Genomic DNA, 24,103 nt, shown 5'->3' on the forward strand with positions numbered 1-24,103 from the left:
TGCTAAGATGCGCACCATGAACATACTACTTTGTATTGCAATCACGACTGGCATCCTCTCCGGCCTCTGGGGTTGGGTGGCTGTCTCTCTCGGCTTGTTGAGCTGGGCTGGTTTTCTTGGCTGCACGGCCTATTTCGCCTGCCCGCAGGGTGGTCTCAAAGGGCTCTTCATCTCCGGCTGTACTCTGATGAGCGGTGTGATTTGGGCGCTGGTCATTATGAAAGGCAGCGCGCTGGCGCCGCAGGTGGAAATCCTGGGGTACGCCATCACCGGCATTGTGGCCTTCCTGATGTGCGTTCAGGCAAAACATCTGCTGTTGTCCTTTGTGCCCGGCACGTTCATGGGTGCCTGCGCGACCTTTGCGGGGCAGGGGGACTGGAAGCTGGTGGTCCCTTCGCTCATGCTGGGATTACTGTTTGGCTACGCCATGAAGAACAGCGGCCTCTGGCTTGCGGCCCGACGCGAGAAGAGCCAGAGCGTTCCTGCGGTAAGTAAATAAAAAAAGGCGAGACGGAAATCTCGCCTTTTTTATGCGCCGCCGATTATGACTCCGGCGGCACCGACATCTCTCGGTATTTCACCAGAACCGCATTACTCACGTCACTTTTATTCTGAAGATCCCACAAGCCGCGATCGATACCGTCATTAATCAGGAAAATCACGCCGGTTTCGATGGCCGACATCAGACACAGCATGACCGGCTCGTTAGAGGTATAGCCAATTTCACCCTCCAGCAGACGCTGGTAATCGATAAAGCGGAACACCCCGGCCTGCACTTCATAAGAGAGAATCGTTTTGCTGGTGGTCACGGAGGATAATATCTCACCCGTGCTCACGTTAACCACGCGCAGGTTGACGGCAATCTGATCCAGCTGATACTGCGTGTCGGCCCCGATGCCAAAGTAACGCGCACCCGCGCCGCCCGATTTCACGTTACTTTCGTAGCCGATAATCGAGCCTTCCACCATGATATTGGCTGCGGTGAGAGACTGTAGCGGCATGCGGTTATTGACGCCAACGGTACCATTCTCCTGCGCGGCACGAATGATTTTTCGTTCGTTAAGCAGGTTTTGCAGCCCCTGACGTTCCAGCGGGATAAACCAGCGAGAATCTTTCAGGGCGGTGACCAGCATCGCGGTGGCGCTCTGCGGTACGGCCGTCGAGAAGTTACTGGCCGGATACGGTTTGAACTGGCCCGTCTCATCCTGAATGTTATAGACCGAGACGAATATCTTCCCGGTAGGGACCGGCAGATGTGTCAGATCCCGGTAGCTCTGGGCACGAGGCATCAGGGTGGGTTTAGCGGCTTCTTTTGGCGGGGCAGTTAAACAACCGCTTAATAAGCACACTGCAACTAAAATAAAAAAGCGCTGCATAATAATTGTCCTTATTTTGGGGTTGTTTAGAAATCAGTTGAACTGGTCTGCAAACCGGAAACCTGGATTGTCGACGTTTTACCGGTTTTTCGGTCTGTCACATTTAACTGAAGCTGTCCGTCTTTATTGGCAATATCGACGATAAAGTCGTTAGTGACCATCCGTCCGGGTTTTCCGGTATTAATGTTGGTTAATAAGCCACCTAATATTTGCGACTGGATGGCCTGAGTGAAATTATCCAGGGCCGACGGGGTCTCGATACCGAAATCATCGTCATAGCTGGGGTCTTTATAGGAGTTTTGAGCCTGAGCCTGGTTAAGCATAAAGGCTCCGTTATTCGGGTTGCCGCCAAAATTAGGGTTGCGGAACTGGAATGTCATATTTCCGGCCCAGCTCAACGGCGCAATGAGCATTAACGAAATCACTGTGTGTGCGAGACGCATTACAGCCTCCGAAATAGGTGTCGTTGCTAGAACTCATCTTTTGCTAAATCGCCTGTGCTCAAAAGGGCTTTGTCTAACTGTAGGCGGTTAATAGCTTCTTCTGTTTGTGCCAGCGCGAAAGCGACGTTCTGATCGAAGTCTCTTTTCGTTGGGAATAAAAAAGTCTGGTAAATAACGTCCTGATTAGCGGTTATTGTGATCCAGCTTCCCCACCGCGCACTGGGCCGTTCGTTGATGGTTAAGTTACCCGGATAATCGCTTTCCCACTTATCGCTGAAGGCACGATAAAAATCGTGTCCGACAGAGGTGACGGTGTGGTCGGTCAACAGTCCGGGAACTTCCACCTCAACAGCCTGAAGGTTTCCGGCAGCAAGCATAATGCCTGCGGCGGCAATCCAGCTTAGGGTGCGTTTCATGCTATTAACGCCTGAGGTTATCGTTTGCCCACGACACCGCCTGCGTGCGATTTTTAACAGCTATCTTTTTGAAAAGATTATAAAGATGCGTCTTAACCGTATTTTCGCTGATAAATAACGAACGGGCGATTTCAATATTTGAAGCACCAATACGCAGTTTGTTCAGGATCTCTTTCTCACGGTGCGTCAGAAGTGCAGATTCTGAACTGTTATAGCGATAATTTCCGGAGTGGGTAATGAGGTAGCTGGCCAGTTTTTGCGAGAAATAACACTCCCCCCGCAAAATGCCCTGCAAACCCTCCACGACACGGTTTTCTTCTTCAGTGACGTAAAACACGCCGTTAATATGCGGCCAACTCTCAATATCGCGGAAAGGATACTCATCAGGCGTATTTAATAACAATACGCGGATATTATTGTTTTTCCTGCTTAAATTATCCTGCCAGTAATGGACCAGTTTTTTATCCGCTTCCATCATATCGAGAAGAATGATGCTGCCAGGAGCGATATCATCAAAAGAACGTTGAATATTATGCAGTTTCCCGTTAAGCGAGAGGCATTGTTTTAAATGCTGCAATAACGCTGTCGCTTGTAAGGAAGGTTTTGTGATCAACAATAATGTATGACCGGGTAAGCTATGGACTTCATTAAACATGATGAAACCCCACGTTATTTATGACACCCGGCAGTTGCCCTCGTATTATTGAAAAGGGCACCAGAAGTACTGACAGGTGTGGCACTGCTGTGTGTAGTTAAAAAACCTTCCTCCAAAGGAGGCGGTAAAATTAAAAACAAATAACGTACTGCTGTTTTCAATCTAGCTATTGCAAACTTTAAAGCAAGTGTTAATCATGTAACAGAATGTAAAATTCGATATTAAGTTGTGTATTTTTAAGGGTGAATGGATTTTAAGATAAGGGGAAAGTTGTACAGGTGTATAAACGTGCACAGATTTTGAAAGTCATACAATATATTATAACAAATTGAATTATTGGGCTTTTAATTATTGTAAGCCAGCCGGTAAAAAGTATGAACTCAGCTAAAAAGTTAAGACTTCTCTAAGCTGGAAATTTTTCTTAAGAAAACTTGCTTCGTGTCACGCACCTGGCAAAAGACATTGCCATGTTTGTCTGTAGAAGCCGGTACAGGTTGGACAGCCTGTCTCGCTGTTGTCCAGGCGCTCAGACAAGAATTTATTTCTGCATTAGTGGTGTGTCGCGTCGTTTCAGGCGAGATTTACGACTTTGAGGTGAATGAGCATATAAAAATAAGGCACACGGGTGAGATATTAAATATGTTTCGGCAGACATACTCTTTTCCGTAACGCGGCGTTAACAAAACGAATCGCGTTAACGGGTAAAGACATACCTATTTTATAGCCAGGTCCAGGGTGACAGCATGAAAAACAAAATGTTGTTTATGATGTTTACATTACTGGGTGCGCCTGGGTTTGTAATCGCAGGTGATTCAGATTTAGCCAGTTCTGAATATAATTTTGCGATAAATGAATTAAGTAAAGCTTCATACAATCAGGCAGCCATTATTGGTCAACAGGGTTCAGGTAATAATGCTGATGTACGCCAGGGCGGTTCTAAATTGCTGTCCATTATTTCCCAGGAGGGCGGGAATAACCGCGCGCATGTTGATCAGTCAGGGACGTATAACCTTGCTTATATCGATCAGACCGGTAACGGCAACGATGCGAGTATTAAGCAGGGCGCTTTTGGCAACACCGCCATGATTATCCAGAAAGGCTCGGGTAACAGGGCGAATATAACGCAGTATGGTACGCAGAAAACAGCAGTTGTAGTACAGAGACAGTCGCAAATGGCTATTCGCGTTATTCAACGCTAGCGATGTGTGACGCCTTAATCAATCCGATGGGGGTTTACCATGAAACTTTTCAAAGTGGCAGTTATTGCAGCAATCGTAGTTTCTGGCAGTGCTTTCGCAGGCGCGGTACCACAATTTGGCGGCGGCCACGGAGGTGGCTGGGGTGGCGGCAATAACGGCCCTGACTCAACCCTGAGCATTTACCAGTACGGCGGCGGTAACTCCGCGCTTGCTTTGCAGACGGACGCCCGAGATTCTGAATTGACCATTACCCAGCACGGTGGCGGTAACGGCGCAGATGTTGGTCAGGGCTCTGATGACAGTTCTATCGATCTGCTGCAAAAAGGCTTTGGTAACAGCGCCACCATCGACCAGTGGAATAGCAAAGACTCTGTTATCAACGTGAAACAGTTCGGCGGCGGCAACGGCGCGGCGGTAGACCAGACAGCGTCCGGCTCAACGGTGACTGTGCACCAGGTTGGCTTTGGCAACAACGCGACCGCACATCAGTACTGATTCATTTCTGTACCAAAAAACAGGGCATGTGCCCTGTTTTTTTTCGGGAGGATCTCATGAGCACCTTCATTCTCCTTGCCGCGCTTGCCAGCCAGATAACGTTCAGCACCTCACAGCAGGCAAATATGACAACCATTATTCCTCAGGTCACGCTGGCAGACGCCTGCGAATGTCAGGTTGAGGTGTTATCTGTCCGACAGGGGCAAGCGGGACAAAGTACATCGCGGCAGAAAAATACTCTTTTTATACCCGCTAATCAGCCGATTGATTTAACGCGAATCAGTTTAAATATTCGTTCAGGGGATGCGGTAAAAATAATCGTCACCGTTTCCGATGGAAAATCGCTTCATTTATCACAGCAGTGGAACGCACCGGCAAGTACGCTTTAATAATTCATGAAATCAATGATTTAATAAAGTGGCGGCGCTGCACAGGTAAGCTATGCTGATATCAAGAACCCAGTCATCGGGTTGCTTAAATTGATACGTCATAACGGAGCGTTTTTACCCCTCAAGGACGAATTTCATTGAGGAGTACAAATAATGTTCAAATCCGCAGCGTGTATTATTTCTGGTCTGGGACTGATCCTGTCCTCTTTTTTATCTCCGGCTTATTCAGCAACTATAGAAAATGGTGGGGTGATTCATTTTCGTGGCGCGGTGGTCGCTGACCCGTGCGAAGTCACGCCCCGGCATCAGCAGTTTGCGATCTCCTGTCCGGAAAATAACCGTATGAAAACGCATACCATCAGTTATGACGAGGCGCTCCGGGGCCATCATCCTCATTCAGCTCTGGCCGCTGTCAGCATGAAATACCTGAATGAACAGAAAACGCTTGCGGTCGTTCAGGTGGATTACCGCTAACCGACGTTTTTTTCACGGCAGTTTTTCTCCTTCTCCCTCTGCGATACACTGATGAAAAAGGCGGGTTGCAGAGGGTGTTTATGAGACCGCAAATCGACGTTATTCATGGCGATATCACGACGGTACACGTTGACGTGATCGTCAACGCAGCCAATTCCTCCCTGATGGGTGGGGGCGGGGTGGACGGTGCCATTCACCGGGCCGCAGGCCCTCAGCTCCTTGAAGCATGCAAAACCGTGCGTCAGCAGCAGGGAGAGTGCCCGCCGGGGCATGCTGTTATTACGCTTGCAGGCGATCTCCCGGCCAAAGCGGTGATCCATACCGTTGGACCCGTCTGGCACGGTGGCGACCGCCATGAGGCTGAGATTCTGGAGCAGGCGTATCGTAACTGCCTGCGGCTTGCGGCGGATAACGGGTATAAGACCATGGCGTTCCCCGCCATTAGCACCGGGGTATACGGTTATCCAAAGGAAGCGGCAGCTACAATCGCCGTGAATACCGTTTATCACTACCTTTCCCTTAAACCCATGCCGGAAAAAGTCATTTTTGTCTGCTTCGATGAGCACACCGCCGACCTGTATCAGCGGATTTTGACCGCGCGCAGCCAGGCTTTTTGATGTCTGAAATGCAAAAACGGCGCCCTGGAGGCGCCGTTTTGTTATCCCGCTTTAACCTGAGGTTTGCCTGAGAACAGGAAACGCAAAAGCGGGATCCGCAGGTGGATTTCATACAACACGATGGCAATGCCAACCACAAAGACCAGGCCGGTGAAGAAGCCCAGCGCATTCGAGGCGATATGCGGCGTAATGTACGCCCCGAAAAACAGCGTCAGCGGATGGTGAACCAGGTAGATAAACAGCGAAGCATTAACGAAATAGGTGACGCGGCTGGATTTAAAATTCAGCAGACGATGGCCAAGGGCGAACACCACGTTAACCATCCACAGGCCCATCAGCATCGTTATCACGCTCTCTGTCTCATACATCCACGCGTCCCCGCTGCCATAGCGCTGATTGAGAAGATAGGCGGCAAAGGCCAGCGCAGCACCCACCGCACACCAGGGGGAGGGGGTGGTAAACAGCGCTTTAAGCCGGGGATGAATAAATGCCAGCGCCCCGATCAGGAAGAAGGGAATGTAGAACAGGGTCTGCATCACCACGAAATTAAACAGCCCATCGCTCAGAATGGGAGGGTAGACAATGAGCAGGGTACGCCTGACGGCGGCATACGCGACCCCCAGCGCAAGAAACAGCAGCGACAGCTTGCCCAGGGTGATGTTGGCGAAGAAGGTCGAGGATGCGGTGCTCGCGCGCTGGCGCAGCTGGCTGAAGATCAGCAAACTCACCGTGGTTAGCACCACCAGTACCAGCAGGAACCAGAGGTGGGAAATCAGCTCCCAGACCAGGGTGTTGTATTTCTCATAGAAGGAGAGATTCGGCCAGTTTTCCGCCTTGCCTTTAACATGCTGCAACATGATGAACTGCGGCAGCGTCAGCAGCGGAATGGCCGTCAACATCGGTATGCCCACGCGCTCCACGCGCACTTTCCACCATCGTTTGAGGGGATAGCGCAAGAAGAGCATGTAAGAGAAATAACCGGAAATGACAAAAAACACCTGCATGCGGAAGGCATGGATAAAATCATTAAACAGCGTCAGCCACCAGGAGGGCATCTGGCTGTTCACGTGCCAGGTGTGGCTGGAATAGATCAGTGAAATATGAAAAGGGATCCCCAATAGCATGAGCCATGCGCGGATCGAGTCGAGGAAATATTCACGTTGTACAGGGGTTGTGCTCATATAACTTTGCGCATTCTCAGACTTTTCGCCTTATCCCTAAGGCTCATAATGGTTACATTCGGAGCCAACCCTACACCAAGACCGACACCCTGTCTCCAGGATAAGCACGCAAAGTGAAAAGCGGGTTCTTTCATTTGCTTAATCCATGAGCCAGCGAGCTGAACAAAGCAGTGATAATGTTGTCGGATTGCCTGAGTTTCCATTAAAATGGATCGGATCGATATAAGCACACAAAGGGGGAAGTGCTTACTTATTATGAAACATAAACCACAAATGATGAAAATGCGTTGGTTGGGTGTAGCAGTGCTGTTGTCACTGTATACCTCATCTGCACTGGCCTTTAACATCGATGATGTCGCAAAACAGGCTAAATCGATGGCGGGCAAGAGCTACGAAGCGCCAAAAAGTAACCTGCCCTCCGTTTTCCGCGACATGAAATACGCGGACTATCAGCAGATCCAGTTCAATCACGATAAAGCGTACTGGAACAATATTAAAACCCCGTTCAAGCTTGAATTTTACCACCAGGGTATGTACTTCGACACGCCGGTTGCCATCAACGAAGTGACGGCGACCGCGGTACGCAAAATCAAGTACAGCCCGGATTATTTCAATTTTGGCGATGTGCAACACGATAAAGACACGGTAAAAGACCTCGGCTTCGCAGGCTTCAAGGTGCTTTATCCGATTAACAGCAAAGATAAAAACGACGAAATCGTCAGCATGCTTGGCGCCAGCTACTTCCGCGTGATTGGCGCGGGGCAGGTGTACGGGCTTTCTGCGCGCGGTCTGGCAATTGATACCGCGCTGCCATCAGGTGAAGAATTTCCACGTTTTCGCGAGTTCTGGATCGAACGTCCAAAACCAACCGACAAACGTCTGACAATTTATGCGCTGCTGGACTCCCCTCGTGCGACAGGCGCTTATCGCTTCGTGATCATGCCAGGGCGTGACACGGTGGTTGACGTACAGTCTAAAGTTTACCTGCGCGATAAAGTGGGCAAACTGGGCGTCGCGCCGCTGACCAGCATGTTCCTGTTCGGGCCGAACCAGCCCTCTCCGGCGACCAATTTCCGTCCTGAACTGCATGATTCCAATGGCCTCTCCATTCATGCGGGTAACGGCGAGTGGATCTGGCGTCCGCTGAACAACCCGAAACACCTCGCCGTCAGCAGCTTTGCGATGGAAAACCCGCAGGGCTTTGGTCTGCTGCAACGTGGCCGTCAGTTCTCCCGCTTTGAAGATCTGGATGACCGCTACGATCTGCGTCCAAGCGCCTGGGTTACGCCGAAAGGCGACTGGGGTAAAGGCAAGGTTGAGCTGGTTGAAATTCCAACTAACGATGAAACCAACGATAACATTGTGGCGTACTGGACACCGGATCAGCTGCCGGAAGCCGGTAAAGAGATGAACTTCAAGTATGCGATCACCTTCAGCCGTGACGAAGACAAACTGCACGCACCGGATAACGCGTATGTTATGCAGACGCGTCGTTCGACGGGTGACGTGAAGCAGTCCAACCTGATTCGTCAGCCGGATGGCACGCTGGCGTTTATCGTGGACTTCACCGGCCAGGATATGAAAAAACTGGCGCCGGCTACTGCCGTGACGGCACAGGCCAGCATTGGCGATAACGGTGAAATCGTTGAGAACGCCGTGCGTTACAACCCGGTCACCAAAGGGTGGCGTTTGACCCTGCGCGTGAAGGTGAAAGATCCGAAACAGACCACTGAAATGCGCGCCGCGCTGGTCAGTAACGATAAGCCGCTGAGTGAAACCTGGAGCTATCAGCTACCTGCCAATGAATAATACATCTGAATATATTGATGCCATGCCGCTGACGGACATTGAAAAAGCGGCACTCCCTGCGAGCGACATCCGCGCGGTTCACACCGCGCTGGATGGTGAACATCGTCACTTTTCCCGTGATGATGATACGCCGCTGGGGTCAGTGAAGGCACGTCTGGAGCAGGCATGGCCGGACTCGCTGGCAGAAGGGCAGCTAATCAAGGATGACGAAGGGCGTGACCAGCTACAGGCGATGCCGAAGGCCACGCGTTCCTCCATGTTCCCCGATCCGTGGCGCACCAACCCGGTGGGCCGCTTCTGGGATCGCCTGCGTGGGCGTGACGTGACGCCGCGCTATCTGTCACGTCTGACCAAAGAACAGCAGGCATCCGAGCAGAAATGGCGTACCGTGGGAACGATTCGTCGTTACATTCTGCTGCTGCTGACGCTGGCGCAGACGGTTGTCGCCACCTGGTACATGAAAACCATTCTGCCGTACCAGGGCTGGGCGTTGATTAACCCTGCTGACATGATTGGCCAGGATATCTGGGTCTCCTTCATGCAGCTGCTGCCGTATATTTTACAGAGCGGCATTCTTCTGCTGTTCGCGGTGCTGTTCTGTTGGGTCTCCGCCGGGTTCTGGACGGCGCTGATGGGCTTCCTGCAACTGCTGATGGGGCGTGACAAATACAGCATTTCCGCGTCGACGGTCGGGGATGAGCCCCTCAATCCTGAGCATCGTACCGCGCTGATCATGCCTATCTGTAACGAAGACGTTGACCGCGTATTCGCCGGGCTGCGTGCTACCTGGGAGTCCGTGAAGGCGACCGGTAACGCGGCGCATTTCGACGTCTATATCCTGAGCGACAGCTACAATCCGGATATCTGCGTGGCGGAGCAAAAAGCCTGGATGGAACTGATTGCCGAGGTGCAGGGCGAAGGGCAGATCTTCTACCGTCGTCGTCGTCGTCGTGTTAAGCGTAAGAGCGGAAACATTGATGACTTCTGTCGTCGCTGGGGTAACCAGTACAGCTACATGGTGGTACTGGATGCAGACTCCGTGATGAGCGGCGACTGCCTGAGCGGGCTGGTCCGTCTGATGGAAGCCAACCCGAACGCGGGAATTATTCAGTCCTCGCCAAAAGCGTCCGGTATGGACACGCTGTATGCGCGCTGCCAGCAGTTTGCGACCCGCGTCTACGGGCCGCTGTTTACTGCCGGTCTGCACTTCTGGCAGTTGGGTGAATCCCACTACTGGGGCCACAACGCCATTATCCGCGTGAAGCCATTCATCGAGCACTGCGCCCTGGCGCCGCTGCCGGGTGAAGGGTCGTTTGCCGGGTCCATTCTGTCGCATGACTTTGTGGAAGCTGCGCTGATGCGTCGCGCAGGGTGGGGCGTCTGGATTGCCTACGATCTGCCTGGCTCGTATGAAGAGCTGCCGCCGAACCTGCTGGATGAGCTCAAACGCGACCGCCGCTGGTGTCACGGTAACCTGATGAACTTCCGCCTGTTCCTGGTGAAAGGGATGCACCCTGTTCACCGTGCGGTGTTCCTGACGGGCGTTATGTCCTATCTGTCTGCGCCGCTGTGGTTTATGTTCCTGGCGCTCTCAACCGCGTTGCAGGTTGTGCATGCCCTGACGGAGCCGCAGTATTTCCTGCAACCGCGCCAGCTGTTCCCGGTGTGGCCGCAGTGGCGTCCGGAGCTTGCGATCGCGCTGTTCGCGTCGACCATGGTGCTGCTGTTCCTGCCTAAGCTGCTCAGTATCATTCTGATCTGGTGCAAAGGTTCGAAGGAGTACGGTGGTTTCTGCCGCGTGACCCTTTCACTGCTGCTGGAAGTGCTGTTCTCGGTCCTGCTGGCGCCGGTGCGTATGCTGTTCCATACGGTGTTTGTGGTGAGCGCGTTCCTGGGATGGGAAGTGGTGTGGAATTCACCGCAGCGTGACGATGACTCTACGCCGTGGAGTGAAGCCTTTATGCGCCACGGCTCTCAGCTGCTGCTGGGCCTGGTGTGGGCCGTTGGTATGGCCTGGCTGGATCTGCGTTTCCTGTTCTGGCTTGCGCCAATCGTCTTCTCGCTGATCCTGTCGCCGTTTGTATCGGTGATCTCCAGCCGTTCCACGGTGGGCCTGCGTACCAAACGCTGGAAGCTGTTCCTGATCCCGGAAGAGTATTCTCCGCCGCAGGTGCTGGTGGATACCGATACCTATCTGGAGCAGAACCGCAAACGCACGCTGGATGATGGCTTTATGCATGCCGTGTTTAACCCGTCATTCAACGCGCTGGCAACCGCGATGGCGACGGCGCGTCACCGCGCCAGCCAGGTGCTGGAGATCGCCCGCGATCGCCACGTTGAGCAGGCGCTGAACGAGACGCCAGAAAAGCTTAACCGCGACCGTCGTCTGGTGTTGTTGAGCGATCCGGTGACGATGGCACGGCTTCACTACCGCGTGTGGTCCTCTCCGGAGAGATACTCTTCGTGGGTGAACTACTACAAGGACGTGAAGCTCAATCCGCTGGCCCTGAAGGCGAAGTAAGTTGTTAAGTAGGGCGGGTAAGCGAAGCGCCACCCGCCAAATAAAATACCGGCTTAATCGCCGGTATTTTTTTAGAGGTCAGAAATGAAAGTAATCATTGTCGTCATGATGGCATGCCTGCTCAGCGGTTGCGGCAGCATTATCAGCCGCACCATCCCCGGGCAGGGCCACGGGAATCAGTACTACCCCGGCGTACAGTGGGATGTCCGTGATTCCGCATGGCGCTATCTCACCGTGCTCGATCTGCCGTTTTCGCTGATTTTCGACACGCTACTGCTGCCCATCGATGCCAGCCACGGCCCCTACGAGTAGCGGTGACTTATCGCTCGTCCCATTCGTCCGCTGCGGCCTGACCCTCTTCGGTATCCAGCGGCGGTTCAAGCTGAAACTCACCTTCGTCCCATTCGTGCAGCGTATTTTCTTCCAGCCACTCCTGACGTAACTCAATTTCGTCATAGTCGCCGTCGAATACCGCCTGCGCACCTTCACCACTCAGTATCGGCAGACATTCACCATCTTCACCTTCATCAGTAAAGAATTCGGCCTGCCACATAATATCGCCGTCCTGTAGGACGTATTTTTGGATATTGAGTTGTTGCACGTCAGCATCTTCTTCCTCAACGCCGGGATTATCGGCGAGGAACTCTTCGCGAGCGGCATCAATTGCTTCTTCCAGCGTGGCGTACATGGTCATTGGTGTCTCCCTGTTTTTCGTGAAGGTATTCAGGGAAAGAATAGCTGATTATGTGATTTTGCAAGTATGAATGCGAAAATTAGCCGTCACGATGTTGTCTTATTCGCGCCGGGCGTAGCGCCCGGGATAAGCTGAGCCACGAATAAACGGCGTTGAACAGCACGACGCCTGCCGTCACGATAAAGACCGCCCGGAAACCGAAGCTGGCCGAAATCCCCGCGCCAACCAGCGGTCCGGTGACGTTACCCAGATCGCGAAACGACTGGTTATAACTGAAAATACGACCGGCTATCTGGTTGGTGGAGTTATAGACCAGCAGCGTCTGTACAGCCGGGAGTAGCGCACCATCCGCAGCCCCCAGCAGGAAGCGCAGGACGCCGAGCTGCCACGGAGACTGCACCAACGCCATGGGGATCAGCAGCAGGACGGAGACGATCAGGGCGCAGATCAGGATCTTTTCCGGGCCGATACGGTCTCCCAGCTTGCCGAGCCTCGGCGCGCTCAGTAGCGCCGCCACGCCGGGAACAGAGGCGATTAGGCCGCTGATAAAGGCGATATTGCTGACGTTTCCCGCCAGGTCGCGTACGTAGAGCGTCAGTATAGGCGCGATTGAACCGGTGGCCACCTGGATAATCATGGTGGTTACAAACAGGCTCAGCACCAGCTTTGGGTTTTTCAGCGAGGCCAGCACATCCCGGGCGTGCAGCATCTCTTTTTTGGCCACGGGCGTGAAATTCTCGCGGATACAGATAAGCGTCACCAGGAAGCAGAGGAACAGCACGCTGGCGGTAATGAAGAATACCGGCCGCAGTCCGTAGTGGTCGGCCAGCAGCCCGCCCGCCAGTGGGCCCAGCAGTGCGCCGCTTACGCCGCCAGTGGATAGCGTGCCCAACGCCCAGCCGCTTTTCTGGCGCGGGATTTGGGTGGCGATCAGGGCGTTGGCGTTAGGGATAAATCCCCCGAGCAGGCCCAGAAGCGCGCGTAGTATCAGGAACTGCCAGACATTCTGCGCCACCCCCATCAGCAGCATAATGATCGCCATGCCGAGCGCGGAGCGCAGCAGCATAATTTTGCGGCCTTTGCGATCCGCCAGCCCACCCCAGAAAGGCGACGCAATGGCGGAGAACAGGAACGTAATGCTGAACACCAGGCCGGACCACATATTCAGGGCGCTATGTCCGGTGACGCCGAGCTGTTCAACGTAGAGGGGCAGGAAGGGCATCACCAGGCTAAAGGCGGCGCCAGTAAGAAAACAACCCAGCCACGCAACCGTCAGGTTACGTTTCCAGTTTATGGGAGCATCTGTGGGGGACATAACTATCCGCATAATGAGGCGCAGGGCACCGTGAACAGTGAGGTAATAAGCCTGCTAATTATGCGCCCGGGGTATGATTGCCGCAATGACGGGGAGCTTTTAAAGCTAAAACAACATGCGGCCCGGAAGGCCGCACGCAGGTTAATACCGGGAAGGGACGCCCTGAGGCCGGGTTTTAAAGCGGCGATGCAGCCACATGTACTGCTCCGGCGCGAGCATAATGCATTTCTCGACAACGCCGTTCATCCAGCGGGCGGTGGTTTCTGCATCAATCAGCGGTGGCGCGAGTTCCGGCTCCAGCATGATGAGCTGATAGCCTGAACCGTCTGGTTTACGGCGCGGTACAAACGGCACGATAGCCGCTTTGGACATCCGCGCCAGCATCCAGGTCCCGGTGGTCGTCGCGGCATCTTCCACCGCAAAGAACGGGACAAACACGCTGGATTGCGGGCCATAGTCATGATCCGGGGCATACCAGACCACTTCACCTGATTTCAGGGCGCGGATCATCCCTTTCAGGTCTTTGCGATCGATCATGCTTTTATTGGAGCGCATGCGTCCGTTGGTCTGGATCAAATCGATCACCGGATTATCGTTAGGACGATAAACGCCAATACCCGGGGCCTGCATGCCGAACATCCGCGCGCCAATTTCGAGCGTCAGGAAATGAACGCCAATCAGCAGGACGCCAGTCTGGTTGGCCTGAAGAGTATGCACCGGCTCCATGCCGGTCCCGGCCACTTCCGTCCAGCGCGCCATGCGTTTATCCGACCAGAACCAGGCCATACCGGTCTCCATCAGCCCCATGCCGACAGATTCGAAGTTTTTAACCACCATGTCGTGGCGCTCAGATTCACTCATCTGAGGAAAACAAAGTTCAAGGTTACGATACGCGATCCTGGCGCGACGCTTCATAAACTGCTGAGCAATGCGGCCCAGTCCTTTACCCATGCGGAAAATGACGGGATAAGGCAACTGTACAATTAGCCACAACAAGCCAATGCCTGACCATGTTAACCAATAGCGGGGATGCAAAAGCGCGGCAGTAAATTTCGGTAACTGGGTCATGTCTGTCCTGTGTTCTAACGTCCTGAAAGGATATTGTCTCATTTTTTAAGGCATAGCCAAAATGTCTGTCATCGAAACATGAAAGAATATGCAAATGTTAAGTCTGATTTATCAGGTTGACTGAAATGTAGCGTAAATTGTGTGGATGTAAATTGTCTTTGTTTGCTATATCATGCCGACCGATTTTTAATTCTCAACGATTGCAGGACTTGTACACCATGCCAGTGTTACACAACCGCGTTTCGAATGAGATGTTGAAAGCGCGTATGTTGGCCGAAACCGAACCGCGCACAACGATCTCTTTCTATAAGTATTTCACCATTGATGATCCCCAGGCGACCCGCGATGCGCTTTACCAGGCTTTTACCGCCCTGAACGTGTTTGGTCGCGTCTATCTGGCGCGTGAGGGGATTAACGCGCAGATCAGCGTGCCGGAAAGCAAGGTCAGCGCCTTCCGCGACCTCCTTTACGGGTTTGATCCGGCGCTTAACGGCTTACGCCTGAACATTGCGCTGGATGATGACGGTAAATCATTCTGGGTGCTGCGCATGAAGGTGCGCGAGCGTATTGTGGCGGATGGCATTGACGATCCGAGCTTCAATGCCGCTAATGTGGGGGAGTACCTGAAGGCCGCTGAAGTGAACGCGATGCTCGACGATCCGGATGCGGTGTTCATTGATATGCGTAACCACTACGAATATGAAGTGGGGCACTTCGAGAATGCGATGGAAATTCCTGCCGACACCTTCCGCGAGCAACTGCCAAAAGCCGTTGAGATGATGCAGGAGCATAAAGACAAAAAGATCGTTATGTACTGCACCGGGGGGATCCGCTGTGAAAAAGCCAGCGCCTGGATGAAGCACAACGGGTTTAATAAAGTCTGGCACATTGAGGGTGGGATCATTGAGTATGCCCGTCGCGCCCGTGAGCAGGGTTTACCGGTGCGTTTTATCGGTAAGAACTTTGTGTTTGACGAGCGTATGGGCGAGCGAATTTCAGAGGACGTGATCGCGCACTGCCACCAGTGCGGTACGCCGTGCGATACGCATACCAACTGCAAAAACGACGGATGTCATCTGCTGTTTATTCAGTGCCCTGCATGTGCCGAGAAGTTTAATGGCTGCTGTAGCGAGCTGTGCAGTGAAGAGAGTATCTTGCCTGAAGAAGAGCAACGTCGTCGCCGTGCCGGACGCGAGAACGGGAATAAGATCTTTAATAAATCCCGGGGCCGACTGAATACCAAACTGGGTATTCCGGACCCGGAGTAAAACACTGCCCGGCGGCGCGAAAGCCTGCCGGGCCTGTTTTATGACTTCTGCTGAACGCCTTCCACCGAAATAATCAGCTCTACATCCTGCGATGCCGGGCCTAAATCCGTGGTGATATTAAAATCTTTCAGATGAATTTTGCCTGCGGCTTCAAAGCCAGCACGTTTTCCGCCCCATGGATCGTCGCCCTGTCCAATTAATTTCGCATCCAGTGTGACCGGTTTTGTTACGCCGTTCAGCGTCAGATTCCCGGTAATAGCGAGCTTATCACCGTCTTTCTTCACCTCTGTCGACGCGAAAGTAGCTTGCGGGAATTTGCCCACGTTCAGGAATTCAGCACTGCGCAGATGTTTATCACGCTCGGCGTGATTAGTGTCGACGCTGTTAGTATTAATGGTGACGTTCACTTTATCGGCAGCAGGGTTTTTCTCGTCGAAAGTAAATGTGCCATCGAAATCATTGAACGTGCCATATAACCAGCTGTAACCCAGATGCTGAATACGGAAATTGACGAAGGCATGCTGGCCCTCTTTATCAATTTTATAGTCGGCGGCAATGGCCGAACCGGTGGTAAATAGCAGCGAACCTAATGCGATACCCAACAGGCGTTTTTTCATTTTATGCTCCAGAGTCAACTGACGAACGGCCAAGCATGCGCTTCAGCGTATCGTCTTTATCAATAAAGTGGTGTTTCAGGGCCGCAAGGCCATGCAGGACAGAAAGGATTACTACGCTCCATGCCAGCCACAGATGAACCACACCTGCGGTGTCAGCCTGGGAACCGGCGTCAGCCAGCGTGGCTGGGACGTCAAAAAGCCCAAACACGCTGATCGGTTTACCGTCTGCGGTGGAAATGAGATAGCCGCTGATCAGAATGGCGAAAAGCAGGGCATAGAGTGCGATATGCGCGCCAACAGCGCTTATGCGGGTAAGTCGGCCATGGCTTTTGGGCGCTGGAGGTGGCGGAGAGATATGTCGCCAGATCACGCGAAAAACCAGACCCATCATCAGCAGAACCCCAATGCTTTTGTGCAATTCGGGGGCCTGATGATACCAACCGTCATAATAGCTTAATGTCACCATCCAGAGGCCAAGACCAAACATGGCATAGACGGCAAGTGCAAAAAGCCAGTGTAAACACATGGATATTATTCCGTAGCGACGGGAGGAGTTACGCCATTGCATATGAATTTCCGTTCTCAAATGACTGAGCAATAAAAATGGACGGGTTAAATAAATAATGCAACTGAAAAAAATGAATAATGTTTTTTATTTAATTTATTTCAGCGAATTTGAATGTGTTTCCGCAATGTATTTCAATCGCTTCGTTCAATAAATTTGAGGTGACGTTTTTTAAAAAATATAAGTTAAATAAATTTAAAGGAGTGTCAATAAACGTCAGCGTGAATTTTCAGAAGAATACAATATAGATAACGTCAATGATCGCCAGCAGCGACCAAAGAACAATGTAGAGCATGAAATGCTCGCGGATGTTATTGATAAGGTAATTCACCAGTCTGCGCATCATGCCCCTCTCGCTAAACAGGCCCCGGTTATTCGGAGCCTGTAGAGGTATTATCGGTTAAAGCGCGAGAGCGCGAAGGGCTTGAGATCAAACGAAGGCGCGATCCCCTGCGCAAACTGGGCGGCGATTTCACCTAACACAGAGGCAAATTTAAACCCGTGACCGCTGAGCCCGGTTACGAGCAGGGTGTTATCGTGTCCCGGCAGGGTGTCGATGATAAAATCTTCATCCGGGGTGTTGTCGTAGGTGCACGCTGCGCCGTAAAGCAACCCGCCTACGCCCGGCAGGATATTACGCAGGAATGTGAAGGCTTCGGAACCATCCTGCGGATAAGCACCGTAAGGCTTGCGTTCTTCCGCAGAGGAAATTACCTGTCCGCCGTTATGTTTGCCAATCTTGAGCGCGTCTTTTTCCGAGGGGAAACCGTAGAACTGGTCGCCATTGGGTAACTCGCCTGTAAACGCCGGGAATTTGTTCTGGCTGCTGTAACGCCCGTCAGACTGGAACCAGGAGAAGACTTTTCGCACCGGCTGGATGGGCAGGTCCGGCAGCAGTTTCGTCACCCACGTTCCCGCACTCACCAGCAGACGCGTGGCGGTATATTCACCTTCAGAGGTGGTGACGGTTGAACCCTCTGCATGGTGGGTGATGCCCGTGACCGGACAGTTGAACAACTGTGCGCAGCCCGCTTTGGCGGCGAGATCAATCCAGGTCTTAATGGCCGTTTCGCTGTGCAGTACCCCGGAATTGGCTTCAAACAATCCAATGTAGTCTTCAGGAACAGAAATTTCCGGCCAGCGCGCCATGATGCCGTTTGCATCCAGACGCTCGACGTCCAGGCGGTAGGCTTTCGCGCTCTCCTCGACGGTCGCCAGAAACGTGGAGCTGGCTGGCCCCAGGTTAACGATCCCGGTGCGCTCAAAAATGCGATCTTCGGTGAGTGTGGCCAGCTCATCCCACAGCGTCTGAGCCCGAAGCACCAGCGGTACATAACGTTCACCTTCACCGTAAGCGTGACGGATCAGACGGGTATCGCCGTGATGGCTTCCTTCAGAGTGGGGGGGAAGGTGGGCGTCAATCATCAGCACTTTCAGACCCGCCTGCGTGGCGTAATAACCGGCGGCAGATCCTACGGAGCCGCTTCCGATAATGATTAAATCGTATTTCATAGGCTTCTCTTTACTAACGCTTTGTTAGCAGAGTAATTAACTAAGCGGGCTTATACAAGAGCGAAATAAATAAGGCACCGCGAGGGTGCCTGTTGAGTGAAAAGGGGCATAAGGTCAATGCCGTTTATACTCATTTTCCTGATAGTCGCCAGATTCTATTTTTGCGATGCCTGCTTCTAAAATAGAGATAAACTGACGGGCGACGTCTGTTGTAAGCCACAGCGTCTGTCCAACTTCCGCTTCATCACGGTTTTGCTGATTTGGGGTCTGGTAGTGCAAACGCAGCATCAGCGCATCGTAGCTGTCTACGGTGCTGATATCCCAGCCAACAAGCGGATGGGTCTGGATGACTTCACTATTCTTTTCCATTATAACCCCCTTAATGCGTGTTAGAAGACAACGACTTTGAGGTTCAATGCATGTTTTTCTGAAAGCAATTTCAGTATATCAATTAATAAGGGTTCAGAAGGAAAAAATAAACGGGTAGCAACACATTTTTATGCTTTTTAGGATTGTTCGAACAATAAAACGCCATCTTGTTCACGATTTTCTAAGAAGATGCTGAAATATTTTGAACTTTCAGGAGACGAAACGAAAAAAAGCCGGGGCGACCCGGCAAAAAAACACAATGAGGGAGCAAATTTTAATCAGTGATGAACCAGTCGTCGGCGCTTTCCCATGTTTCCTGCAAAATTTCGCTGATGCGTTCTTTGTCTTCTTTCGCGCCGCCGATGACGGAAAGATGGTTTGCTGTCGCATAACGTACCGTTACGGCGCCATCGTTTTCAGGAAAAGTGCTGCTAATACGTCGGGATAGTTCACCCGCCAGAGCGTCGAGTGCGCCAGCAGGCAGGACGGTGGATTTGGCAATGGTGACTTCGATACGCATAAATGCCCCCTGTGTAATATACTGTTTATTTATACAGTTATATTGTCGCTTTGACAACAGGGGGCGCGATTTTTTTAGCGTTTTACCGTCCAGTTTACGGTTTCACCGGCCAGGAAGGGGATCAGCGTATCGTCGGTGAGCGCAATCGACGCTTCAACCTGGCTTTCTTTGCGCTCCAGCTCAATGAACGTGTCATTAACCGGCAGACCGTAGAAACGCGGGCCGTTAAGGGAGCAGAAGGCTTCGAAATGGTCTAACGCATTCATCTCTTCAAACACGGTTGCGTAACTTGCCAGGGCGGTCGGGGCGTTAAAGCAGCCTGCACAGCCGCAGCTCGCCTCTTTACGGTGACGGGCATGCGGGGCGGAATCCGTGCCGAGGAACGCGCGTGGAAAGCCGCTGGCGACCAGCTCACGTAGCGCCTGCTGGTGGATGTTGCGCTTGAGGATCGGCAGACAATACAGATGTGGGCGAACGCCGCCCACCAGCATGTGGTTACGGTTAAACATCAGGTGCTGAGGGGTGATGGTGGCGGCAATCAGCTCGTTTCCATCCCGGACATACTCTGCGGCATCTTTAGTCGTAATGTGTTCAAACACCACTTTCAGCCCAGGAAGACGCTGGCGCAGCGGCTCCATGACCGTTTCGATAAAACGTGCTTCGCGATCGAAAATATCAATGTCAGCGTGGGTCACTTCCCCGTGCACCAGCAGCGGCATGCCCAGTTTTTGCATACGCTCCAGAACGGGCATGATGGCGTCAATGCTGGTCACCCCATGGCTGGAGTTGGTGGTGGCATTCGCCGGGTAGAGCTTCGCGGCGGTGAATACACCTTCGTTAAACCCGCGCTCAACTTCATTCGGATCCAGCGAGTCCGTCAGATAGCAGGTCATCAATGGGGTAAAATCGTGTCCGGCCGGAACGGCGTCAAGGATACGCTGGCGATAGGCAATCGCGGCCTCGACGGTAGTGACTGGCGGAACCAGGTTAGGCATAACAATCGCACGGCCATAAATTTCGCTGGTATACGGCACGACGGTTTTCAGCATGTCGCCATCACGAAGATGGATATGCCAGTCGTCTGGGCGGCGGATTTTGAGAACCTGGGATTGTACAGTCATGGAAGCTCCGGCTTGAAAGAGATCAGTCATAAGAGGGCTGTTTTTGCCGGACACAAATCATAAGCGGAAACGTTTTCGTTTGCACACTATTCCGTTAAAAAAAACGGGCGCCTGAGCGCCCGGAGTGTTTAGTCGGTGAAAGGGATGATGATTTCACCCGGTTTCACCTCTATCCCTTTGGCATATTTTTTCGCCAGAGATTCGCCTTTGCTCTTGTCTTCGCTCAGAACATAGGCAGGCTGTTGGTTAAAGTAGTTCTGCAACGACTGGTTGAGATACGGCATCAGCGTTTGCAGCACCGGTTTCATTTTTTCCGGCGTCACAACCGCATCGACGATTTCCATCTCTTGCAGGAAAATTGCCCCTTTCTCTTTATTAAAGACCGGCAGCGCCTTGAGCTTCAGCTTGATATCCGCTTTCTGATTGCCGAAGAGCGAGGTCATATCGAGGCTGGCATCGCCGGAAAGGGTGACTTTGTTAGGCTCCTCGCGCCCAATCTGGCTGGCGAGATTCGTCAGGACGATATGCGCATCCGCAAGGCCGGGCACGCCGATATCTTTTGAAAAGTTATTATGTTTTTCCAGCGCCTGATTAATTTCCTGCTCACTGACGGTGTACTGCGTAAGCTGGTTACATCCCACCAGCAGACCACTGACAATTAACGCAGCGGCAATAACGATCTTTTTCATGGCGTTCCTCAACATAAAATCGGCGCATCTGTCCTGATACGCCAGTATGTCAGGGTGATCCAACAGAAACCAGCAGAAAAAACTGATAGTGAAAGAGGGTCAGGCGCCAGGCTCCAGCATCCCGCGGGTGCTGCGTTTATCACTGAACTGCCACCAGAGGGCAATCAGCGTCATAAAGCCGACCATGCCGAGCATGACCCACGGCAGCTCCGGCTGATGGAGCGCTTTTCCGGCATCAAACAGCCAGCCGCCACCGGTGTAACCCAGTGCGCCGCCAAGCGCCAGCCCGAGACGGCTGAAGCCCATGTAGCTGCCTCGGGCCCGGGCGTCGGCAAGTGACGCGCTCAGCGTTTCACGGGCTGGCTCGGCAATGATTGAGCCAATATAGAAGGTGCAGATGAGCATAAACAGTTGCTGAAGAGAACTCACCAGGCCGATGGGCATCATGCTCAGCGTCATCAGCAACAGCCCGGCCATCAGACGGTGCTCAAGCCGGAAACGGCGCTCGCTCCAGCGGGCAATCGGATAGAGCAGCGTCAGAGAGAGGCAGGCCTCAATGGCATACATCCATTTCACCGCTGCCGGCGTGCCGGCAATATCGTTAACCATAATGGGCAGCATCAGCATGACCTGCACGGCGAGCATGTAGTAGCCGGTCAGGGTTAACACATAGGTGACGAAGCGTTTATCGCTCAGCACGCGGTCAAGCCCTTCCCGCACAGGCGCCTTCACCGTCGACAGCTTCCACGCGGGCAGAAACAGACCGTTAAACAGCGCGCAGAGAATAAACAACACCGCGCCGGTGGCGCAGACCAGGCGGAAATCGTATTGCAGCAGCCAGCTTCCCAGCAGGGCGCCCACCACCGCGCCAGCGCTGTCCTGCATCATCAAAATCGAAAAGAAGCGCCCCCGGTGTTGCGGACGGATAAGCTTAACCACCAGCGCGGTACGCGGTGGGTCGAAAAGGGTGCCGCCAATCCCGGAAAGGAAACAGGAGAACCACAGCAGCCAGGGTTCATGAGCGATTGCCATGGTGGCGAATCCCGCCGCACGTAACAGCATGCCGGTGACGATCATCGGTTTCGCGCCGAAGCGGTCGGCTATTGCGCCGCCAAACACGCCCAGACCCTGTTGTACAAACTGGCGTAGACCCAGCGCGATCCCGACCATCAATGCCGCCCAGCCCATTTGATCGACAAAACGAATCGATATAAGCGGAAAAACGACAAAAAAGCCGAGCACGACCAGCATGTTATCGACGAGCAGGAAATATTTACCCAGGCTCCTGGCCTGTGATACGCGGGACATTTTCCCTCCAGGGAAAATAAAAGGTGAGCACGCTAACATTCTGCGGTGTCGCCGGGCTTTTTCCCATACCCGCTGGCGACAATATTTTTTTATCAAAAAGGTGCTTTGATAGAGAGTTCTCATCGAAAAATGTGAAAAGCGATCAAAATGGTATGTCACTGTTTTCACAGAAGGCACAGGCGCAGGTATAGTAAAGCTAACAGGCAGAGCAGAAGCGACGGGAAGGAGTGGTAACGATGTTTGGCTATCGCAGTAATGTGCCAAAAGTGCGTCTGACGACGGACAGGCTGGTCGTTCGTCTGGTGCATGAGCGTGATGCCTGGCGTCTGGCGGATTATTACGCCGAGAATCGCCAGTTTTTAAAACCCTGGGAACCCGTTCGGGACGAGAGCCACTGCTACCCCTCTGGCTGGCAGGCGCGCCTCAGTATGATTGCGGAATTTCATAAACAGGGAAGTGCGTTTTATTTCGCGCTTCTCGATCCGGAAGAGAAAGAGATCGTTGGCATTGCCAATTTTTCAAACGTGGTACGCGGGTCGTTTCACGCCTGTTACCTCGGGTATTCCATCGGTCAGAAATGGCAGGGGCAGGGGCTCATGTTTGAGGCGCTGACGGCGGCGATTCGCTACATGCAGCGCACGCAACATATCCATCGCATTATGGCCAACTACATGCCGCACAATAAGCGCAGCGGCGATCTGCTGGCCCGCCTGGGGTTTGAGAAAGAGGGCTATGCCAAAGATTATCTGCTGATTGACGGCGAGTGGCGGGACCATGTGCTCACCGCGCTCACCACCCAGGAGTGGACCGCGGGTCGTTAAGGAGAAAAAATGAAATATCAGTTAAATGGCGCCGAAGCGCGCGTGGTCGGCTGCCTTCTGGAAAAGCAGGTCACCACGCCGGAACAGTATCCTCTGTCCGTGAATGCCGTCACGATGGCCTGCAACCAGAAGACGAACCGTGAGCCGGTGATGAGCCTTGGCGAGCACGAGGTGCAGGATACCCTTGACGAGCTGGTGAAGCGCCACTACCTGCGCACCGTCAGCGGCTTCGGTAATCGCGTCACTAAATATGAACAGCGCTTTTGTAATTCCGAATTTGGCGATTTAAAACTCAGCGCTGCGGAAGTGGCGGTGATCACCACGCTGCTGCTGCGCGGGGCGCAGACGCCGGGGGAACTGCGCACGCGCGCCTCTCGCATGCATGAATTTCGTGATATGCAGGACGTTGAACAGACGCTGGAGGGGCTGGCATCACGCGAGGACGGTCCTTACGTGGTGCGTCTGCCCCGCGAGCCGGGCAAGCGTGAAAGCCGCTACATGCACCTGTTTAGCGGCGACGTGGAGGCCTCTGCGCTGGCCGTCGAATCTGATACGCCAGCATCAAACGACAGCCTGACCGCGCGCGTGGCAGCCCTGGAAGACGAGGTTGCCGGGCTGAAGCAGCGTCTGGATGCGTTACTCGCACATCTGGGAGATTAAT

At 53.0% G+C, this 24,103-nt stretch carries 29 protein-coding genes; 12 read left to right on the forward strand and 17 right to left on the reverse strand.

Annotation, left to right across the window (positions count from 1 at the left end):
• The first annotated feature begins 16 nt into the window (after positions 1-16).
• Positions 17-499, forward strand: a complete 483-nt coding sequence (locus SK50_RS10725; protein ID WP_072203222.1) for a DUF1097 domain-containing protein — start codon at positions 17-19, stop codon at positions 497-499.
• A 43-nt stretch (positions 500-542) separates the two neighbouring features.
• On the opposite strand, the gene csgG is transcribed toward SK50_RS10725, so the two are convergent.
• The 4 genes from csgG to csgD are packed head-to-tail and all read right to left on the reverse strand — an operon-like array spanning position 543 to position 2,890.
• Positions 543-1,376 (reverse strand): curli production assembly/transport protein CsgG, encoded by an 834-nt coding sequence (csgG, locus tag SK50_RS10730; RefSeq protein WP_003858055.1) that lies wholly within the window; start codon positions 1,374-1,376, stop codon positions 543-545.
• 26 nt (positions 1,377-1,402) lie between these two features.
• Positions 1,403-1,819 carry a curli production assembly/transport protein CsgF gene (csgF, locus tag SK50_RS10735; RefSeq protein ID WP_003858054.1) on the reverse strand — a complete coding sequence of 139 codons (417 nt, stop codon included), beginning with the start codon at positions 1,817-1,819 and terminating at the stop codon, positions 1,403-1,405.
• 26 nt (positions 1,820-1,845) lie between these two features.
• Positions 1,846-2,235: a curli production assembly/transport protein CsgE gene (csgE, locus tag SK50_RS10740; protein ID WP_003858052.1), complete on the reverse strand. Its 390-nt coding sequence runs from the start codon at positions 2,233-2,235 to the stop codon at positions 1,846-1,848.
• A gap of 4 nt (positions 2,236-2,239) precedes the next feature.
• Positions 2,240-2,890 (reverse strand): biofilm master transcriptional regulator CsgD, encoded by a 651-nt coding sequence (gene csgD / locus SK50_RS10745; protein WP_017384754.1) that lies wholly within the window; start codon positions 2,888-2,890, stop codon positions 2,240-2,242.
• Between the two features lie 743 nt (positions 2,891-3,633).
• Here csgD and csgB point away from each other — a divergent pair.
• From csgB to ymdB, 5 genes are all read left to right on the forward strand, one after another.
• On the forward strand, positions 3,634-4,089 hold the full coding sequence (csgB, locus tag SK50_RS10750) for a curli minor subunit CsgB (protein WP_017384753.1): 456 nt from the start codon (positions 3,634-3,636) through the stop codon (positions 4,087-4,089).
• 39 nt (positions 4,090-4,128) lie between these two features.
• A complete protein-coding gene (gene csgA, locus SK50_RS10755; protein WP_003858043.1) occupies positions 4,129-4,584 on the forward strand; it encodes a curli major subunit CsgA in 456 nt (151 codons plus the stop codon).
• Positions 4,585-4,640: 56 nt separating this feature from the next.
• On the forward strand, positions 4,641-4,973 hold the full coding sequence (csgC, locus tag SK50_RS10760; RefSeq protein ID WP_023296298.1) for a curli assembly chaperone CsgC: 333 nt from the start codon (positions 4,641-4,643) through the stop codon (positions 4,971-4,973).
• 153 nt (positions 4,974-5,126) lie between these two features.
• On the forward strand, positions 5,127-5,447 hold the full coding sequence (locus SK50_RS10765) for a type 1 fimbrial protein (protein ID WP_017384751.1): 321 nt from the start codon (positions 5,127-5,129) through the stop codon (positions 5,445-5,447).
• 80 nt (positions 5,448-5,527) lie between these two features.
• Positions 5,528-6,064, forward strand: coding sequence for an O-acetyl-ADP-ribose deacetylase (gene ymdB / locus SK50_RS10770; RefSeq protein ID WP_015570849.1), 537 nt, complete (start codon positions 5,528-5,530; stop codon positions 6,062-6,064).
• A 41-nt stretch (positions 6,065-6,105) separates the two neighbouring features.
• Here ymdB and mdoC read toward each other — a convergent pair whose 3' ends face one another.
• The gene (gene mdoC / locus SK50_RS10775; RefSeq protein ID WP_017384749.1) at positions 6,106-7,245 is read right to left on the reverse strand and encodes a glucans biosynthesis protein MdoC; all 1,140 of its coding nucleotides are present in this window, start codon (positions 7,243-7,245) and stop codon (positions 6,106-6,108) included.
• A 255-nt stretch (positions 7,246-7,500) separates the two neighbouring features.
• Here mdoC and mdoG point away from each other — a divergent pair, with 255 nt between their 5' ends.
• The 3 genes from mdoG (at position 7,501) to SK50_RS10790 (ending at position 11,887) form a co-directional block, all read left to right on the forward strand.
• Positions 7,501-9,054, forward strand: a complete 1,554-nt coding sequence (gene mdoG, locus SK50_RS10780) for a glucans biosynthesis protein MdoG (RefSeq protein WP_048229403.1) — start codon at positions 7,501-7,503, stop codon at positions 9,052-9,054.
• The gene (gene mdoH, locus SK50_RS10785) at positions 9,047-11,575 is read left to right on the forward strand and encodes a glucans biosynthesis glucosyltransferase MdoH (RefSeq protein WP_003858032.1); all 2,529 of its coding nucleotides are present in this window, start codon (positions 9,047-9,049) and stop codon (positions 11,573-11,575) included. Before mdoG ends, mdoH begins: the two co-directional genes overlap by 8 nt.
• An 84-nt stretch (positions 11,576-11,659) precedes the next feature.
• The gene (locus SK50_RS10790) at positions 11,660-11,887 is read left to right on the forward strand and encodes a YceK/YidQ family lipoprotein (RefSeq protein ID WP_003858030.1); all 228 of its coding nucleotides are present in this window, start codon (positions 11,660-11,662) and stop codon (positions 11,885-11,887) included.
• Between the two features lie 7 nt (positions 11,888-11,894).
• Here SK50_RS10790 and SK50_RS10795 read toward each other — a convergent pair whose 3' ends face one another.
• From SK50_RS10795 to SK50_RS10805, 3 genes are all read right to left on the reverse strand, one after another.
• Complete coding sequence (locus tag SK50_RS10795; protein ID WP_045344091.1) at positions 11,895-12,269, reverse strand: MysB family protein; 375 nt, start codon at positions 12,267-12,269, stop codon at positions 11,895-11,897.
• 79 nt (positions 12,270-12,348) lie between these two features.
• Entirely contained in the window at positions 12,349-13,584 is a 1,236-nt protein-coding gene (mdtG, locus tag SK50_RS10800) for a multidrug efflux MFS transporter MdtG (RefSeq protein ID WP_017384746.1), read from the reverse strand.
• A 141-nt stretch (positions 13,585-13,725) separates the two neighbouring features.
• On the reverse strand, positions 13,726-14,652 hold the full coding sequence (locus tag SK50_RS10805) for a Kdo(2)-lipid IV(A) acyltransferase (protein ID WP_003858019.1): 927 nt from the start codon (positions 14,650-14,652) through the stop codon (positions 13,726-13,728).
• A gap of 218 nt (positions 14,653-14,870) precedes the next feature.
• Between SK50_RS10805 and SK50_RS10810 the strand changes: the two genes are divergently transcribed.
• Positions 14,871-15,920, forward strand: a complete 1,050-nt coding sequence (locus tag SK50_RS10810) for an oxygen-dependent tRNA uridine(34) hydroxylase TrhO (RefSeq protein ID WP_015570841.1) — start codon at positions 14,871-14,873, stop codon at positions 15,918-15,920.
• 38 nt (positions 15,921-15,958) lie between these two features.
• Here the strand turns inward: SK50_RS10810 and SK50_RS10815 are convergent, their stop codons facing one another.
• The 9 genes from SK50_RS10815 to mdtH all read right to left on the reverse strand — a co-directional run bounded on the left by SK50_RS10815 (position 15,959) and on the right by mdtH (position 22,621).
• Positions 15,959-16,537 carry a YceI family protein gene (locus SK50_RS10815; protein ID WP_017384744.1) on the reverse strand — a complete coding sequence of 193 codons (579 nt, stop codon included), beginning with the start codon at positions 16,535-16,537 and terminating at the stop codon, positions 15,959-15,961.
• A gap of 1 nt (position 16,538) precedes the next feature.
• Entirely contained in the window at positions 16,539-17,105 is a 567-nt protein-coding gene (locus SK50_RS10820) for a cytochrome b (protein WP_017384743.1), read from the reverse strand.
• Positions 17,106-17,331: 226 nt separating this feature from the next.
• Positions 17,332-17,445, reverse strand: coding sequence for a YceO family protein (locus SK50_RS10825; protein ID WP_003858014.1), 114 nt, complete (start codon positions 17,443-17,445; stop codon positions 17,332-17,334).
• A 50-nt stretch (positions 17,446-17,495) separates the two neighbouring features.
• Positions 17,496-18,614, reverse strand: coding sequence for an N-methyl-L-tryptophan oxidase (gene solA, locus SK50_RS10830; RefSeq protein ID WP_045344094.1), 1,119 nt, complete (start codon positions 18,612-18,614; stop codon positions 17,496-17,498).
• Between the two features lie 114 nt (positions 18,615-18,728).
• The gene (gene bssS, locus SK50_RS10835) at positions 18,729-18,983 is read right to left on the reverse strand and encodes a biofilm formation regulator BssS (protein WP_015570838.1); all 255 of its coding nucleotides are present in this window, start codon (positions 18,981-18,983) and stop codon (positions 18,729-18,731) included.
• 274 nt (positions 18,984-19,257) lie between these two features.
• Positions 19,258-19,503, reverse strand: a complete 246-nt coding sequence (dinI, locus tag SK50_RS10840) for a DNA damage-inducible protein I (RefSeq protein ID WP_017384741.1) — start codon at positions 19,501-19,503, stop codon at positions 19,258-19,260.
• A gap of 74 nt (positions 19,504-19,577) precedes the next feature.
• Positions 19,578-20,624: a dihydroorotase gene (gene pyrC / locus SK50_RS10845; RefSeq protein ID WP_017384740.1), complete on the reverse strand. Its 1,047-nt coding sequence runs from the start codon at positions 20,622-20,624 to the stop codon at positions 19,578-19,580.
• 128 nt (positions 20,625-20,752) lie between these two features.
• Complete coding sequence (locus SK50_RS10850; protein WP_017384739.1) at positions 20,753-21,313, reverse strand: lipoprotein; 561 nt, start codon at positions 21,311-21,313, stop codon at positions 20,753-20,755.
• 99 nt (positions 21,314-21,412) lie between these two features.
• A complete protein-coding gene (gene mdtH, locus SK50_RS10855; protein ID WP_003858008.1) occupies positions 21,413-22,621 on the reverse strand; it encodes a multidrug efflux MFS transporter MdtH in 1,209 nt (402 codons plus the stop codon).
• Between the two features lie 236 nt (positions 22,622-22,857).
• Here mdtH and rimJ point away from each other — a divergent pair, with 236 nt between their 5' ends.
• Both rimJ and SK50_RS10865 read left to right on the forward strand, forming a co-directional pair.
• Positions 22,858-23,442 carry a ribosomal protein S5-alanine N-acetyltransferase gene (gene rimJ / locus SK50_RS10860; protein WP_003858007.1) on the forward strand — a complete coding sequence of 195 codons (585 nt, stop codon included), beginning with the start codon at positions 22,858-22,860 and terminating at the stop codon, positions 23,440-23,442.
• A 9-nt stretch (positions 23,443-23,451) separates the two neighbouring features.
• Positions 23,452-24,102 carry a YceH family protein gene (locus tag SK50_RS10865; RefSeq protein ID WP_045344096.1) on the forward strand — a complete coding sequence of 217 codons (651 nt, stop codon included), beginning with the start codon at positions 23,452-23,454 and terminating at the stop codon, positions 24,100-24,102.
• The last annotated feature ends 1 nt before the right edge of the window (position 24,103 follow it).

This window comes from Enterobacter sp. BWH64, assembly GCF_001037645.1.
In the GTDB taxonomy this organism is placed as follows: Bacteria; Pseudomonadota; Gammaproteobacteria; order Enterobacterales; family Enterobacteriaceae; genus Enterobacter; species Enterobacter hormaechei_C.

What these genes read in the sequence shown, in the direction of transcription:
- ymdB (WP_015570849.1), top strand. Translation starts at nt 5,528, where the DNA reads ATGAGACCGCAAATCGACGTTATTCATGGCGATATCACGACGGTACAC.
- dinI (WP_017384741.1), bottom strand. Translation starts at nt 19,503, where the DNA reads ATGCGTATCGAAGTCACCATTGCCAAATCCACCGTCCTGCCTGCTGGC.
- mdoG (WP_048229403.1), top strand. Translation starts at nt 7,501, where the DNA reads ATGAAACATAAACCACAAATGATGAAAATGCGTTGGTTGGGTGTAGCA.
- bssS (WP_015570838.1), bottom strand. Translation starts at nt 18,983, where the DNA reads ATGGAAAAGAATAGTGAAGTCATCCAGACCCATCCGCTTGTTGGCTGG.
- mdoC (WP_017384749.1), bottom strand. Translation starts at nt 7,245, where the DNA reads ATGAGCACAACCCCTGTACAACGTGAATATTTCCTCGACTCGATCCGC.
- mdoH (WP_003858032.1), top strand. Translation starts at nt 9,047, where the DNA reads ATGAATAATACATCTGAATATATTGATGCCATGCCGCTGACGGACATT.
- csgA (WP_003858043.1), top strand. Translation starts at nt 4,129, where the DNA reads ATGAAACTTTTCAAAGTGGCAGTTATTGCAGCAATCGTAGTTTCTGGC.
- SK50_RS10795 (WP_045344091.1), bottom strand. Translation starts at nt 12,269, where the DNA reads ATGACCATGTACGCCACGCTGGAAGAAGCAATTGATGCCGCTCGCGAA.
- csgF (WP_003858054.1), bottom strand. Translation starts at nt 1,819, where the DNA reads ATGCGTCTCGCACACACAGTGATTTCGTTAATGCTCATTGCGCCGTTG.
- mdtG (WP_017384746.1), bottom strand. Translation starts at nt 13,584, where the DNA reads ATGTCCCCCACAGATGCTCCCATAAACTGGAAACGTAACCTGACGGTT.
- SK50_RS10805 (WP_003858019.1), bottom strand. Translation starts at nt 14,652, where the DNA reads ATGACCCAGTTACCGAAATTTACTGCCGCGCTTTTGCATCCCCGCTAT.
- SK50_RS10790 (WP_003858030.1), top strand. Translation starts at nt 11,660, where the DNA reads ATGAAAGTAATCATTGTCGTCATGATGGCATGCCTGCTCAGCGGTTGC.
- SK50_RS10765 (WP_017384751.1), top strand. Translation starts at nt 5,127, where the DNA reads ATGTTCAAATCCGCAGCGTGTATTATTTCTGGTCTGGGACTGATCCTG.
- solA (WP_045344094.1), bottom strand. Translation starts at nt 18,614, where the DNA reads ATGAAATACGATTTAATCATTATCGGAAGCGGCTCCGTAGGATCTGCC.
- SK50_RS10865 (WP_045344096.1), top strand. Translation starts at nt 23,452, where the DNA reads ATGAAATATCAGTTAAATGGCGCCGAAGCGCGCGTGGTCGGCTGCCTT.
- pyrC (WP_017384740.1), bottom strand. Translation starts at nt 20,624, where the DNA reads ATGACTGTACAATCCCAGGTTCTCAAAATCCGCCGCCCAGACGACTGG.
- SK50_RS10725 (WP_072203222.1), top strand. Translation starts at nt 17, where the DNA reads ATGAACATACTACTTTGTATTGCAATCACGACTGGCATCCTCTCCGGC.
- csgG (WP_003858055.1), bottom strand. Translation starts at nt 1,376, where the DNA reads ATGCAGCGCTTTTTTATTTTAGTTGCAGTGTGCTTATTAAGCGGTTGT.
- SK50_RS10820 (WP_017384743.1), bottom strand. Translation starts at nt 17,105, where the DNA reads ATGCAATGGCGTAACTCCTCCCGTCGCTACGGAATAATATCCATGTGT.
- rimJ (WP_003858007.1), top strand. Translation starts at nt 22,858, where the DNA reads ATGTTTGGCTATCGCAGTAATGTGCCAAAAGTGCGTCTGACGACGGAC.
- csgD (WP_017384754.1), bottom strand. Translation starts at nt 2,890, where the DNA reads ATGTTTAATGAAGTCCATAGCTTACCCGGTCATACATTATTGTTGATC.
- csgE (WP_003858052.1), bottom strand. Translation starts at nt 2,235, where the DNA reads ATGAAACGCACCCTAAGCTGGATTGCCGCCGCAGGCATTATGCTTGCT.
- mdtH (WP_003858008.1), bottom strand. Translation starts at nt 22,621, where the DNA reads ATGTCCCGCGTATCACAGGCCAGGAGCCTGGGTAAATATTTCCTGCTC.
- SK50_RS10815 (WP_017384744.1), bottom strand. Translation starts at nt 16,537, where the DNA reads ATGAAAAAACGCCTGTTGGGTATCGCATTAGGTTCGCTGCTATTTACC.
- SK50_RS10850 (WP_017384739.1), bottom strand. Translation starts at nt 21,313, where the DNA reads ATGAAAAAGATCGTTATTGCCGCTGCGTTAATTGTCAGTGGTCTGCTG.
- csgB (WP_017384753.1), top strand. Translation starts at nt 3,634, where the DNA reads ATGAAAAACAAAATGTTGTTTATGATGTTTACATTACTGGGTGCGCCT.
- SK50_RS10825 (WP_003858014.1), bottom strand. Translation starts at nt 17,445, where the DNA reads ATGCGCAGACTGGTGAATTACCTTATCAATAACATCCGCGAGCATTTC.
- SK50_RS10810 (WP_015570841.1), top strand. Translation starts at nt 14,871, where the DNA reads ATGCCAGTGTTACACAACCGCGTTTCGAATGAGATGTTGAAAGCGCGT.
- csgC (WP_023296298.1), top strand. Translation starts at nt 4,641, where the DNA reads ATGAGCACCTTCATTCTCCTTGCCGCGCTTGCCAGCCAGATAACGTTC.